The following is a 12,907-nucleotide window of genomic DNA, read 5'->3' on the forward strand; positions in this document are numbered from 1 at the left end:
TTCCAGTCAGGCAGCTTTCAAGAACCGCCCTGCGAGAGCAGACGTTTAGGTCGGCTGGTGTGGTGTCTGGGTCTGACCCAAGCGGCCGTTGGATACGACTGCAGCGGTAGGGTCCGTGCTCCGTTGGTCGAGATTGGTTCCGGTCGACGGCTGCTCGCATCAACGTGAATCAATAGAACTCCAGCCCAGCCGCATGCTGGCGCTCATGATGGCGCCATGTTCGAGTGGCGTCAGGCCCTCGCAGTGATGCGCGTCGACGGGATGCGAGACTGGCTCGAAGCAGAAGAAACCGGCGTCCGGCGACGGCGAATACAGGATGAAAACATCGAGCGGCGACGAGGCCGTGAGCGAGATGACGATCCCGTCCTCCGGCTGAATGATGGCGGCGCCGCGGTCCCAGCCGTCGAAGGCGTTGTTCACCCAGCTTCGTGGCAGCAAGGAGGCCCGAGAGAAATCCCACTCCGGGTGATCGGCCACGGGCGCTACGCCGATCGGTAGATGACGTTCGTCCTCCAGCCAGGCACGTGGCGCCTTCGCCTCGAGCATGGTTCCAGCGCGGCGCGGGAACCACGGGTGAAAGCCGAGGCCGTAAGGCAGGCGAATGCCGGCGCGGTTCTCCACGGTGAGCGTAGCATCCAAAGCCCCGTCATGCAGCGCATAAGTGATGCGCGCCGCGTAGCGGTAGGGGCCGATCGCACCGTTGTCGAGGATCAGTTCCGCGCCGGTGTCGGTTTGGCCGGCAAGCCGCCACGGCTTCTGGAAGCCGTCGCCATGGATTGGAAAGGCCTCGCTAGCGACATTCGGTTCGATCGGATAAAACCGGCCATCATATTCGAAACCGCCACCCGAAATACGGTTCGACCACGGAACCAGCAGCTGGCAACCGGATTTGCCGGTGCCGTCCCATGGCTGCAGCAACGGGACCGCTCCACCTGTGGCGACTGCATCGAAGCGCGCGATCGCGCCGCCGCTTTCGGGGAGCAGAACCAGCCTGCTTCGACCGTCGCTGAGTTCCAGCATTTCACCAGCCACCATCGATGGCGATGTTCTGTCCGCTGATCATGTCAGAGGCGGGCGAGACGAGAAACAGCACGAGTTCGGCGACGTTGTCAGGTTCGATGCGCGCCTTGAGGCTCTGGTTCTCGAGGATCCAGTCGTTGTACCGTTTGAGCCGGTCGCCGAATACACGCTCCTCAGCCTCGGACACCACCGCACCCGGCGACACCGCGTTGACCCTGATTCCATGCGGGCCGAGCTCGCGCGCCAGCGATTTGGTGAGGCCAAGCATGGCGCCCTTCGACGCGACATAGGGCACGTAGCCGTCCCAGCGGCCGTTGAGCGTGATCGAGCAGAAGTTGACAATCTTGCCATAGGCCTTCGCCTTCATGCCCGGCGCGGAGGCGCGCGCCAGCGCGAAGGCGGCCGAGGAATTGACGCGGATCTGGTCCTCATACTCGGTGAGCGAAAACTCCTCGAAGGGCCGGTTGATGATCAGCGCCGCGTTGTTGATCAAAATGTCGATGCCGCCTTCCTTCGCCGCCAGCGCGGCAACCGCCGCTTCGGCCTCAGCCAACCGGTTGAGATCGCAGCCGACGAAGGCGATATCGCCCTTTGCCTGCTGGCCAAGCGCCGCCACTGTCTGCTCGGCGTCCGCGATGTCGGGGCGGTCGAGCACCAGGACGCGCGCGCCGGCCCGCGCCAGCGTCACCGCCTGCGCCCGACCGAGCGAGCCGAGCCCGCCCGTCAGCAGCACGACACGATCGCCAAGCACCTTCATCGCCGCCACCTCTACAAAACGCCATGGACTTCGTCGATCGAGGTGTCCCCGATGCGCTTGTCCAGCACGATCTCGCCGCGCGCCATCGCCACGATGCGGTCGCAGCATTCGAAGACGTGGTGCATGTTGTGGCTGATGAAGACGCCTGTCACGCCCTGTTCCTTCAGGCCGCGCACGAAGCCGATCACCTTGTTCGTCTCCTTGACCGAAAGGTGGTTGGTCGGCTCGTCGAGGATCATCACCTTCGACTTGAAATGCATGGCGCGCGCAATCGCGACACCCTGGCGCTGGCCGCCGGAGAGCTCGCCGACGAGCGCATCGGGCGAGCGCAGATGCAGGTCGACATTGGCGATCGCGCGCACGCTCTCCTCGGCCATCTTCTTCTGGTCGAGGATGCCGACGCCGAGGACCGAGAAGCGCGTCGGCTCGCGGCCGATGAACAGGTTCCTAGCGATCGACATGGTCGGCACCATGGAATTGTACTGGTAGATCGTCTCGATGCCGAGATCCATGGCGTCGCGCGGCGTGGCGATGCTCACCGCCTTGCCCTCGACCTTGATCTCGCCGTGGTCGGCGCGGTGGACGCCGGACAGAATGTTGATGAGGGTCGACTTGCCGGCGCCGTTGTCGCCGACGAGCCCAAGCGCCTCGCCGCGCTTGAAGTCGAGCGTGACCCCTTTGAGGGCATGCACGCCGGAATACCATTTATGGAGGTCGCGCACGGAGATGATGGCGTCGCTCATCGCTTCAGCCTTCCATCTTGATCGCCTTGGCGCGCTTGCGCATCCAGGCATTGGCGACAACGGCGAAGATAGTGAGGAAGCCGATGGCGAACTTGAACCAATTGGCATCGACGTGGCTTAGCACAAGGCCGTTGTCGATGACGCGGATGAGCGTCGTGCCAATGATGCCGCCCATCACGGTGCCGATGCCGCCCAGCAGCGATGCGCCACCGATGACGGCCGACGCCACCGCCTGCAGTTCCATTCCCTCGCCGATCGAGGGGAGCGGCGAGCCCAGCCGCAGCACCTGCAGCATGCCGGCGAAACCCGAGAGCACCGAGCACAACATGAAGCAGACGATCTTGACCCTGGCGGTCGGAATGCCCATCGCGGCAGCCGCCGGCATGAAGCCGCCGGTCGCCTTGATCCAGTTGCCGAAATTGGTACGCGACAGCATCAGAGATGTGAGCACCGCAATCGCCGCGAACCACAGGAAGGACATGCGGAACATGTTTCCGGGGCCGACGAAGGAGGTGAACAGCCAGTTGGGCAGGTCGGCGGGCAGCAGCGGCGGGAAGCCGCCGGAGACGACGACGGTGAGCGAACGCGCCATGAACAGCATGCCGAGCGTGGTGATGAAGCTCGGGATGGCAAAGCGGATGGTGATGTAGCCGTTGATGAAGCCGATGGCCGCCGAGACCAGCAGCCCGGCGAGCAGCGCCAGCGGGAACGGCCAGCCATGCACCATCAGCACCGCCATGGTCATCGGCATCAGCGCGAAGACCGAGCCGACCGAGAGGTCGAACTCGCCGCTGATCATCAGGATGGTGACGCCGATGGCGACGAGGCCGGCTTCCGGCAGGATGCCGAGGATGCCGCGCAGATTGTCGGCGTTGAGAAACACGCCATGCGAGCGGACCTGGAACAGGATGATGAGCAGCACCAGAAGGATAAGCCCAGCAAGTTCCGGCTTTTCGAGATAGGTCTTGAACAGGCGCTTCAACGAAAGGCTCCAGCGGCTCGAGATTTATGCAGCGCATTGGCGGCGCATGAGCGCCGCCGATATAAGACGTGCGAGCTGGAACTCAGCGCATGCCTTGCGCGGACAGCGCCATGATAGCGTCGGCCTGGTTCGGCCGCACGATGCCCTGCCCCGTGTCGATGTCGGAAGGAGCGAGGCCGATCTTCTTGTTGAGATAGGCCTCCATCACCGGCATGAAGCCCTGCATGTAGGGCTGCTGGTCGACCAGCGCCTGGACATAGCCCTTCTGCATCTGCTGCAGCACTTCGGGCACGAGGTCGAAGCCGCCGAGCAGCACCTTGCCGGGCGCGACGCCGCGATCGGCCAGCACGCGCGCCACGCCGGCGCACCAGAACCCGGTGTCGAAATACGCCGTGGTGTCGGGATGCGCGTTCAAATAGGCGCCGACGCGGTCGGAGGTGATGGCGAGGTCGGTGCCGCTGTCGATGCGCTCCCACGACACGTCACGATCGGTGTGCGCGGCCTTGTATTCCTCGAGGAACTGCATCACGCCGGCGCCGCGGGTTTCCGACCAGTTCTGGCCGGGAGCCGAAATGCCGACCAGCACCTTGATCGGGCCGTCCTTCGGGAAGCTCTCGGAAATCGCCTTGGCGAGCGAATAACCGGCGGGCTTGAAACCCTGGCCGACGAAGGCCTGGCGCACATTGCCCTTGGCGCCTTCGGTGTCGTCGACATTGACCGCGATCACCAGCACGCCGGCGTCGCGCGCCTCCTTGATGACGTCGTCGAAGGCATGGTCGTCGACGATGGACGTGAGCAGCGCGTCAGGCTTGGCGGCAAGGGCCGCGCGCATGTTGGCGACCTGCTGCTCGATCGAGCCCTCGGTCTGGGTGAAGACCATGTTGCAGGTCGCCTCGACCTTGGCGCAGCCGTCGTCGAAACCTTTCTTCACCGCCTGCCAGAACGTGTTGGAGGCCGACGAATGGTGGGTGAAGACGATGTTGAGGCCGTCGGCTCGGGCGGCGGATTGCCCGCCGAGCAGGGCTGCGCCGAGCAGAAGCATTGCAGTCAGTTTTTTCATGTCTGTTCCTCCCTTTGGATCTTTCTAGATGTCCGCCTTGTCGCTGACGCGGCGGTGAACGGTGTAGGCCTTGCCAAGATCGGGACTGAGCGACAGCCCCAGCCCCGGTCCGGGCGGCACGGTGATCATGCCGTCCTTTACCTCGGGCAGCGCCGTCACCAGGTCGCGGTACCAGCTGCGGTAGAAGGCGCGCACGCTTTCCTGGACGAGGGCGTTGGGGGCATTGAGCGACAGATGCGTCGAGGCGGCGAGCACGACCGGACCGGTGCAGTCATGCGGCGCGACCGGCAGCCGCCAGGCCTCCGCCATCGAGGCGATCTTGCGCGCCTCCGACAGGCCGCCGCACCAGGAGATGTCGAGCATGACGATGCCGGCAGCACCGGTTTCCAGAAGGTCGCGAAAAGCCCAGCGGCTGCCCAGCGTCTCCGAGGCCGAGATCGGAGCGGGGCTCGCCGCGGCGTAGCGCTTCAGGTCGCCGAGGCTGTCCATGCGGATGGGGTCCTCGTGCCAATAGGTGGCGTAGGGCTCCAGCGCCCCGGCGATCCGCATGGCCGGCAGGAGCTGCCACATCGAGTGGAACTCGACCATGACGTCCATTCGGTCGCCGACGGCTTTGCGAATCTTCTCAAAGGGTTCGAGCGCCGCCTTCAGGTCGGCCGCCGAGATGTCGTTGCCGCGCGTCTTTTCGGCCGCGTGGTCGAACGGCCAGATCTTCATGGCGGTGATGCCGTCTTCGAGCAGCTCCTCGGCCAACTCGCCGGCGCGGGTAAGGAAGCCGTTGAGATCGTCATAGTCCCGCTTCGCGCCGATGCCGTAATTGGCCGTCGTCTGGCCCTTGGCGTCCTTGATGTATTCGGTGCCGGCGCAGGTGTTGTAGGTGCGGATCGAGCGCCGACTGAAGCCGCCGAGCAGTTGCGCGATCGGCTGGCCGGTGGCCTTGCCGAAAATGTCCCACAAGGCGATGTCGAAGGCCGAATTGCCGCGCACCTCGGCGCCGCTGGAGCGGAAGCCGAGATAGCCGACCAGATCGGCGGCCAGGAGATCGATCGCGAGCGGATCGCGGCCGATCACCCTAGGCGCGACATATTCGTGCAGATACTCCTCGACCGTGCGCGACAAATAGAAGGTCTCGCCGAGCCCGGTGATGCCTTCGTCCGTATGGACCTCGACCCAGAGCAGGTTGGGCCGCTCCTCGATGCGGACGGTCTCGATGGCGGTGATCTTCATTGTCAGGCGATCCCCGCATCGAGCAGCGCCTTGACGCTCTTGTCGAAATGCTCGGCCATGTGCTCGACCGCCAGCCGCGGATCGCCCCTGAGGATGGCGTCGGCTATGTCTTCGTGGCCTTTGATCATCTTGAGTTGGTCCTCGTTGGACGACCGGGTCCGCCAGCCGATCTCCCAGGTCCGGCGCGTAACCCCGCTGAACGCCGTGACGATCAGCGAGAATACCGGGTTGTGCGAAGCTGCGGCGATCGCCTCGTGAAAGGCGATGTCGTGCTCCATGACGATCTCGGGGTTCTGGAAATTCTCGCGCATCAACTTGGCCGATTGCGCGATCGCAGCAGCCTCCGCCTCGGTGCGGCGCAAGGCGGCGAGCGCCACGGTGCGCATCTCGATCGTACGCCTGACGTCATAGACCTGGTGGACGCTGATCTGTTGCGTGGTGATGCCGTGCTCGATCACCATCGACATGGCGCCTGTGTCCAGCTTGGCAACGGTGGCGCGCCGTCCGGCGCTCATGTCGATCAGGCGCATCGCCGATAACGATCGGAAGGCCTCGCGCACGACGGTACGCGAGACATTCAACTGGCGCGTCATGGCGGCTTCGCTGGGCAAGGGATCGCCGGGAGCGAGCCCTTCCGAGCGGATGTGCCGGGTGATCGCCTGGATGGCCGTACTTACAAGGCCAGGGCTTGGCTCAGCCATCGTCTCAGCTAATTCAGCCATCTCACTCCCTCAAACCTGTATGACAGGCTGTTATTGAATTGCTCGTAATTCAGCCAGAAGATATATGTCAAGCAGATTCTGGCGCCGAAGTGAGGGGCACAAATGCACGAAACAAGAGCCGAGCTGATTTTCGATGCGCGCAACGTCGTCGGAGAGAGCCTGATCTGGGACGACCGCCGCGACCGGTTGGTCTGGGTCGACATTGTCGGCCGCAGAATCCATCGGCTGGATCCGCGGACTTCGACACATGAAACCTGGGACACGCCGGACCTTGTCACCTCGATCGGCCTGCGCGCCGATGGCGGCGCCATTGTCGGCCTGAGGAAGGCGGTCACTTTGTGGGACTTCGGCGGATTGTTCCGAACGATAGAGACTATCGAGCCGGATAGGCCCGACATTCGGTTGAACGAGGGCGTCGTCGCGCCCGACGGCTCTTTCTGGGTAGGCACGATGGCCAACAACATCGGACCGGAGGACACACCTATCGCCATCACGCAGGATGCCGGGCAGCTGTTTCGAGTTGGCCCCGGTGGCGACGTGACAAGCTTGTCCGAAGACCGCTTTGGCATCACCAACACCATGGTCTGGACGCAGGACGGGCGCTTCGTCACGGCAGACACGACGAAAAACGCGATCTACAGCTATGCGTGGAGCGGCAGCTCTTCCCGGCTCGATGACCGGCGGCTGCTTTTCAGCGGCTTCCAGCGGGGCCTACCTGACGGCTCCTGCATGGATGCGGAAGGTTACATCTGGAATTGCCGGGTCGTGGGCGGTAGCTGCCTTGCCCGCATCGCGCCCGACGGCCGGCTGGACCGGATCGTTGAACTGCCCTGCTCCTGGCCGACGAGCTGCACCTTCGGCGGTGCCGATCTCCACACGCTGTTCGTCACCTCCGCACGCTTCACGATGACCGCGGAGCACCTAGAGAAGCACCCGCACGAAGGCGGACTCTTTGCGCTACGACCGGGGGGACGAGGCGTATCGAGCAACCGCTTCGGTCAGGCTGTCCGCGATGCCGCCGTGGGCGCAGGCAGTGTAAGCACTCCGAGTTCGGCTCCGGGCCAAACCCACCAGAATAAATGCGCCAAATGACTGCTTTTGGCGCGCAACCGCGACGTCCAGTGCGGTCGCCGGTAATGTCCGCATTAAGGCAGTGGCACAGCTAACTTTATTGACCGACATGTAGGGTTTCGGGTTTGTGTCTCGGGGTGTGCCAGCGCCTGTCGCGAACTTCCGCGCGCGGTGCTGTCAGGGCGTCGAGGAAGTAGCCTTCCGGCCTGGTCGGGTATCTTCGGGCGAACTAAATCGAATGGCTTGTGCCCCTATTCCTTGAACAGGGCCGACCAATGGCTCTGCCAAGCCTCGTTGATTTGGTGAGTGACGCCTTGAGAAGGAATGGCGGCTGAGAAACGAACATTGGGTGCGCTTTGGCAAAGCCATTCGACAGCGCGCACGGATGCTGAAGCCGAGATATGCTCCAAGACTTCCGGACAATTGCGAGGTCAAAGTGTCCAAGATCGGAAATCGACTTCCGGGTCCTTCAGCCTGCCAGATCCACGTCGGCCACCCCTCAAAGCTTCGACCACCTACTCCTTCTTCGCGAACGCCCAAACCATCAGCGGGTATTCCTCGTCGTTGCTGAGATCGCGCCACAAGCCGTAGGCGCGGACAGGGCCGCCGATATGGGCCCTGGCGCAGGCCTTGTTGCCCCAGCCGTGGACCTTGACGTTGGCTTCGGGGAAGCCGCCCTCGACCATCAGTTGCTTCAGGCCGGCCGGAGTCCATCTGTTGTAGTCGTGCGGCCTGGCGTGGACCCGGAACAGGAAGGGCGTCGCCACCATCGCCCAACCGCCGGACCGGGTCATGGCGTGGATATTTGCCACCGCTGCCAGCGGCCGCTGGACATGTTCCAGCACCTGGTCGGCGATGACGATGGAATATTGCTCCTCGGTGCGATCCCTGCAGATGTCGAAGTCGGGGAAATCGACCGACCTGTAGTTGGGGCACATCGCCCGCCAGTAGCGGTTCCAGCCGGGCGAGATCTCGATGACGTCGGAAGCCTTGCGGTTTCCCGCTTCGAGGAAAAGGGTGAACGCCTCGATCCGGCGGATGCGCAGCCAGTTGCGGGAATCATAGCCGATGAGCCGTTTCACGGCCCTTTTGCTTTGGTTTTTCAGGCCGGCAAGGCTTGTCGTCGTCACATCGACCTCCTCCAAAGCCCGCCTTGAGACGTTCTTAGACCAAGAACCGCGCAAAATAATGACACATGGTCCCGCCGCCTTGTTCTCCGTTGGGATTGGCGAAGCGCGATCTCCCCCACACGGGGGAGATTAGAAGTTCTGACTTAGGAGCCTCAATAATTGCCGTTGTAGTACCGGTCGTCGCAAGGCGCGGTGTAGATGCGGCCGTAGCGGTCCTGGTAGCGGCAGAGCTGGTCTTCGCGACGCTGTGGCGTGGTGGCGCTGCCAACGACGGCGCCGAGCAGGGCGCCGCTCGCCGCGCCGATGACCGTGCTCTTGGTATTGCCGCCAATGGCCTGGCCGACGAGGGCGCCTCCAGCGCCGCCGATCAGAGCTCCGGTTCCTGCCCGTTGTTGGCCTTCGGTCTGCGCGCAGCCTGCCAGCGTGGCAGTCATCAGCACGGCGGCTATGGCTCTGTGGAACGTCATGTGAGGTCTCCCTTAAAGGTCTGAAATCCCTATGGCCTGCGACGTGCGGCCGCAATGCGGCGGAACGGCGGCATGCGTTCTCACGATATGAGACATGGTTTCTCGCTGGTTGAACAAGGTGCCTGGCCGCAGGGTGCGACCGACGCAGGCCCGGCCCATTCGACATAAACTGTCGAGGAAAGCATAACCAAAGCAAAGGGCAATGTGGCTAGCCTGCGAACTTCCAAATTGTACGGAATGGGGTCAGTGGGCAAAAATTCCGGCGTTGCAAAAGCTTCCACTTCCAAACCAAGAATTCGTGCAGCCCAATATGTCCGGATGTCGACAGATTTCCAGACCTATTCAATCGACAATCAGAAAGACGCGATTCTCGCCTATGCCGATATCATGGGCTATGACATCGTCGCGACATATCAGGACGCTGGGAAAAGCGGTCTAAAGATTCGCAACCGCCCCGGGCTGCAACGGCTGTTAGCTGACGTTGAAGCAAGACGCGTGGATTTTGAAACGGTCATTGTCTACGACGTGAGCCGCTGGGGGCGGTTTCAGAACATCGATGAAAGCGCCTCTTACGAGTATCGGTGCCAGATTGCCGGCGTGCGGATCGAGTATTGCGCGGAGCAGTTCGTCAACGACGGCAGCATCGGCTCCGACGTGCTCAAGGCAATCAAGCGCAGCATGGCGGCTGAGCATAGTCGAATGCTTTCGCAGAAGGTTTTCATCGGCCAATGCAGGTTGATCAGGATGGGTTTTTGGCAGGGCGGAATTCCTGGCCTTGGTCTCAGGCGCCTGCTGCTTGATCAGGCGGGCCAGCCGAAGGGCATCCTTGCTCGCTACGAATACAAAAACCTGCAAACGGACCGGATCATCCTGGTGCCTGGACCGCCAGAAGAGATCGCTGTTGTGCGATTGATATTCAATCAGTTCGTCAAGGCCCGCAAAACACAGCTCGAGATCGCAAGGCTGCTCAACAGGCGTGGAATTGTCACGGATCTCAACAGGGCCTGGAAGCGGGAATCCGTTCACCACATCATCACCTGCGAGAAATATATCGGCCACAACGTCTGGAATCGGGGCTCGTCTAAACTCAGGCGGAAATGGATACGCAATCCGCCAGACCAATGGGCGCGAAAAGACGATGCTTTCGAAGCCATTGTCGACAAAAAGCTTTTCAGCCGCGCCCAGGCCATGGTGAAAGCCAGCACTGCCCTCATGAGCAAGGACCAGATGCTGGCGGTCCTGTCCAAGCTCCTTGACAGGCGCGGGAAGTTAACCCGCGCAATCATAGACGCCGCGCCGGAATGCCCGCCGGCCGCCCGATACACGGCGCGGTTTGGCGATCTTCTGCGAGCGTATGCCATGATTGGACACACCCCGCGACGCGACTTCACGTGGCTCGAGGCCAACAAGCGCCTTCGCGCGATACGGGCCGGTATTATAAAAGATCTTGTGATCGCAATAGAGAATGCTGGTGGACAGGCTATGCACGATACCGAAAATGACCTTGTCCATCTCAACGGAGGGGTGACGGTTGCGATAGCAATCGCACGCTGCCAAGCAACGTTTCATGGCTATCCGCGATGGGTCACGGGAACAAAGCCAAAACCTGTGGCCGACGTCTCGGTTTTAATACGGATGAATCCGCTGAACGAAACAATCAGAGACTACCTGATCGCCCCCACAAACGAAATTAAATACCGGGAGGTGGGGATGGCAGCAAACAATGGGGCAAGGCTCGACTCCTTTCTGTTTGCGTCCCTTGGGCCGCTTGTCGCCTTGGCAGAGCACACGTCTATCAGCGAGTTGTGTTAGTGATTTCGGGCTTGCACAATCGAGCATTGAAAGACAGCCGAGGAAGGCACGTTAAGTTGGCGGTTGGAAACCCGGATGAGCCGGTCACAGCTTTCACTACCCCGCTTTTCCTCAAAATCTACAAGGCTGAATGCAGGAGGAAGCGCGCCTTCATTCGTGAGGGCGACCTGATGAGGCGCAGCATCGGCAAGGTCGCCAAAACTCTTCGACCTCCGATGGCAGACGAACAATTCCGCGACCTGCTTGTTGCGGAAAATCTCGCGACATTGCCTAGAACGCTGGCCGCCAGAATTCTGCGTGACACTTACGATCTGACGGCATCTGGAACTGACAATCGGCCCTCCCTAGCTGCTATCGGTGGAGGGGACCTTTTCGGCGGCATTACGCCAGGGGTGGTTGAACTGTTCCAGGATTGTTGTCTGCCCGCCAAAATTTTTGGCGTGCTGCGAAAGCTGGCTCCCGCCCGACAGCTTGAAGTCGCGAAGCTTATGATCGCCATGAACAGGGTGACCTACAACTATGCTAAGATGGCCGTCGCCCTGAGTTCACAATCGCAGCTAGCCGATTCATCGCACCCCGGATGGAAATTTGCCCGTCTCTCCGACGAGCAATTGGCAATGTTGAAACGAGAATTCGCAGATCTGAGCAACCGCGTTCGAAACACTATGGATCACTACGGAGCGTTGGCCCTGGAGAATATTTCGGCGGGAAGGTATATCAACCAACTGCTTGAAAATGTGCGCGTTGTCCGGTACCTCGCACAGAACTTCCCAGAGAGCCTCTGCGAATTTCAGAAAATGACCGAGTTCAATCAACAGTTTGGTTAGCCACGTCGTTGACGCGGCGGCGCGGACAGCGTTCCTGGCCGGCGCCGATCCGGCCATTTTCCCAACAGCGGGGTTGGCTCGTTCTCACCAATTGCCGATGTGCCTATGATAGGGATCAGTGACGGCTCCGCTGCCCTATCCCTGCGTTTTTTCAGCGCTTCGATTTCGTCGTCGCGTCGGGCAATGCGGCTTTCCAGATTGGCGATACGTTCAGCCAGAAAATAGCGGCCCACCACGAAGCCTCCAGTTCCGAAAAGGACTGTGAAGATTGCAAACGCTGCAGGGTTGGCCAGCACCAGTGTGGCATTCGTCTGTAAGAAATCGATCAAGTCATGCATTTTCTTGAGGCCCCTCAATTCCTTGGCAGCTTATGAATTTCCAACCTCACCGGCCCGCCTCGATCGCAACTGGTACAGACAAGCGCTCGTTCGACCGAACTGAACAGCGCATCTTTGCCATATCTTCGGATCAGTGCTGCGGGCTTCACCTCTGCATGATGCGAACATTTTTTGCACCAGGCCCGCAAGGTGTGCCATTCGCGGAGGTCGCCAAGCGCGACGTCCAGGCCGGCATGAATGCTGCCATCGATGATCGTCTGAGGTGGGATCTTCACCTCGCCCGGGGTGATGATCTTTTCCATGATGTGCCGGCTGTTGTAGTGGATCAGCAGCATGCCCGGGCGGCGCCGGATCGAGGCCTGCCATGCGGCCTGACTGACGCTCGAATCCGGCGACCGGTTGATCGTCTCGGCGAGCGCCGTCTCCTCGCGGTCCCAAACTTCGATGCGGAAATTATCCTCGGCCGTTTTTGCCATTCAACTTCGCTCTTTGCGCCAGCGCGGGAAAAGCCGTGCGAAATAACAACGCGAGACAGGGCAAGTTCGTGTTCCAGATCCGCAATCCTGGCGAGGACCAGCAGCAAGGCGCTCACGACATCGCCGCCGGCCGCGTCTACGGCGTCCTGGCCAGCCCGTCCAATTCCTGCCGGCGCGTTCTGCCGCTTTCCCTAGCCCTTTCCTACTCAGATGCCGGATGAACAAGGAATATATTCCTGTCAGGTCAAGGGGTATTGACTATCATGTTCTCATTT

15 protein-coding genes are annotated in these 12,907 nt (G+C 61.5%); 4 read left to right on the forward strand and 11 right to left on the reverse strand.

What is annotated here, in order from left to right:
• Positions 1-159: 159 nt before the first annotated feature.
• The 7 genes from JT360_RS30515 to JT360_RS30545 all read right to left on the reverse strand — a co-directional run bounded on the left by JT360_RS30515 (position 160) and on the right by JT360_RS30545 (position 6,511).
• Complete coding sequence (locus JT360_RS30515) at positions 160-1,020, reverse strand: aldose 1-epimerase (protein WP_250889184.1); 861 nt, start codon at positions 1,018-1,020, stop codon at positions 160-162.
• Between the two features lies 1 nt (position 1,021).
• Positions 1,022-1,777, reverse strand: a complete 756-nt coding sequence (locus JT360_RS30520; protein ID WP_214476743.1) for an SDR family oxidoreductase — start codon at positions 1,775-1,777, stop codon at positions 1,022-1,024.
• Positions 1,778-1,788: 11 nt separating this feature from the next.
• Entirely contained in the window at positions 1,789-2,520 is a 732-nt protein-coding gene (locus JT360_RS30525) for an ATP-binding cassette domain-containing protein (protein ID WP_214476745.1), read from the reverse strand.
• 4 nt (positions 2,521-2,524) lie between these two features.
• Positions 2,525-3,502, reverse strand: a complete 978-nt coding sequence (locus JT360_RS30530) for an ABC transporter permease (protein ID WP_214476747.1) — start codon at positions 3,500-3,502, stop codon at positions 2,525-2,527.
• An 82-nt stretch (positions 3,503-3,584) separates the two neighbouring features.
• Positions 3,585-4,562 (reverse strand): sugar ABC transporter substrate-binding protein, encoded by a 978-nt coding sequence (locus JT360_RS30535; protein ID WP_214476750.1) that lies wholly within the window; start codon positions 4,560-4,562, stop codon positions 3,585-3,587.
• A gap of 24 nt (positions 4,563-4,586) precedes the next feature.
• Positions 4,587-5,789: a mandelate racemase/muconate lactonizing enzyme family protein gene (locus JT360_RS30540; RefSeq protein WP_214476752.1), complete on the reverse strand. Its 1,203-nt coding sequence runs from the start codon at positions 5,787-5,789 to the stop codon at positions 4,587-4,589.
• 2 nt (positions 5,790-5,791) lie between these two features.
• Positions 5,792-6,511, reverse strand: a complete 720-nt coding sequence (locus tag JT360_RS30545; RefSeq protein ID WP_214476754.1) for a FadR/GntR family transcriptional regulator — start codon at positions 6,509-6,511, stop codon at positions 5,792-5,794.
• Between the two features lie 102 nt (positions 6,512-6,613).
• Between JT360_RS30545 and JT360_RS30550 the strand changes: the two genes are divergently transcribed.
• Positions 6,614-7,603 (forward strand): SMP-30/gluconolactonase/LRE family protein, encoded by a 990-nt coding sequence (locus JT360_RS30550; protein ID WP_214476756.1) that lies wholly within the window; start codon positions 6,614-6,616, stop codon positions 7,601-7,603.
• Between the two features lie 494 nt (positions 7,604-8,097).
• On the opposite strand, the gene JT360_RS30555 is transcribed toward JT360_RS30550, so the two are convergent.
• Both JT360_RS30555 and JT360_RS30560 read right to left on the reverse strand, forming a co-directional pair.
• Entirely contained in the window at positions 8,098-8,712 is a 615-nt protein-coding gene (locus JT360_RS30555; RefSeq protein ID WP_214476758.1) for a class I SAM-dependent methyltransferase, read from the reverse strand.
• A 152-nt stretch (positions 8,713-8,864) separates the two neighbouring features.
• The gene (locus tag JT360_RS30560; protein ID WP_214476761.1) at positions 8,865-9,179 is read right to left on the reverse strand and encodes a YMGG-like glycine zipper-containing protein; all 315 of its coding nucleotides are present in this window, start codon (positions 9,177-9,179) and stop codon (positions 8,865-8,867) included.
• 237 nt (positions 9,180-9,416) lie between these two features.
• Here JT360_RS30560 and JT360_RS30565 point away from each other — a divergent pair, with 237 nt between their 5' ends.
• A complete protein-coding gene (locus JT360_RS30565; RefSeq protein ID WP_502845499.1) occupies positions 9,417-10,991 on the forward strand; it encodes a recombinase family protein in 1,575 nt (524 codons plus the stop codon).
• A 56-nt stretch (positions 10,992-11,047) separates the two neighbouring features.
• Positions 11,048-11,818: a plasmid partitioning protein RepB C-terminal domain-containing protein gene (locus tag JT360_RS30570; RefSeq protein WP_214476764.1), complete on the forward strand. Its 771-nt coding sequence runs from the start codon at positions 11,048-11,050 to the stop codon at positions 11,816-11,818.
• On the opposite strand, the gene JT360_RS30575 is transcribed toward JT360_RS30570, so the two are convergent.
• Together JT360_RS30575 and JT360_RS30580 are read right to left on the reverse strand one after the other, a co-directional pair.
• Positions 11,815-12,156, reverse strand: coding sequence for a hypothetical protein (locus tag JT360_RS30575; RefSeq protein ID WP_214476766.1), 342 nt, complete (start codon positions 12,154-12,156; stop codon positions 11,815-11,817). The two genes, JT360_RS30570 and JT360_RS30575, sit on opposite strands and share 4 nt — an antisense overlap.
• A 14-nt stretch (positions 12,157-12,170) precedes the next feature.
• Positions 12,171-12,632, reverse strand: a complete 462-nt coding sequence (locus tag JT360_RS30580) for a hypothetical protein (protein WP_214476769.1) — start codon at positions 12,630-12,632, stop codon at positions 12,171-12,173.
• A gap of 35 nt (positions 12,633-12,667) precedes the next feature.
• On the opposite strand from JT360_RS30580, the gene JT360_RS30585 reads away from it, so the two are divergent.
• Positions 12,668-12,853, forward strand: a complete 186-nt coding sequence (locus tag JT360_RS30585; protein ID WP_214476772.1) for a hypothetical protein — start codon at positions 12,668-12,670, stop codon at positions 12,851-12,853.
• Positions 12,854-12,907 lie beyond the last annotated feature (54 nt).

This window comes from Mesorhizobium sp. dw_380, assembly GCF_018588885.1.
Taxonomy (GTDB): Bacteria; Pseudomonadota; Alphaproteobacteria; order Rhizobiales; family Rhizobiaceae; genus Mesorhizobium.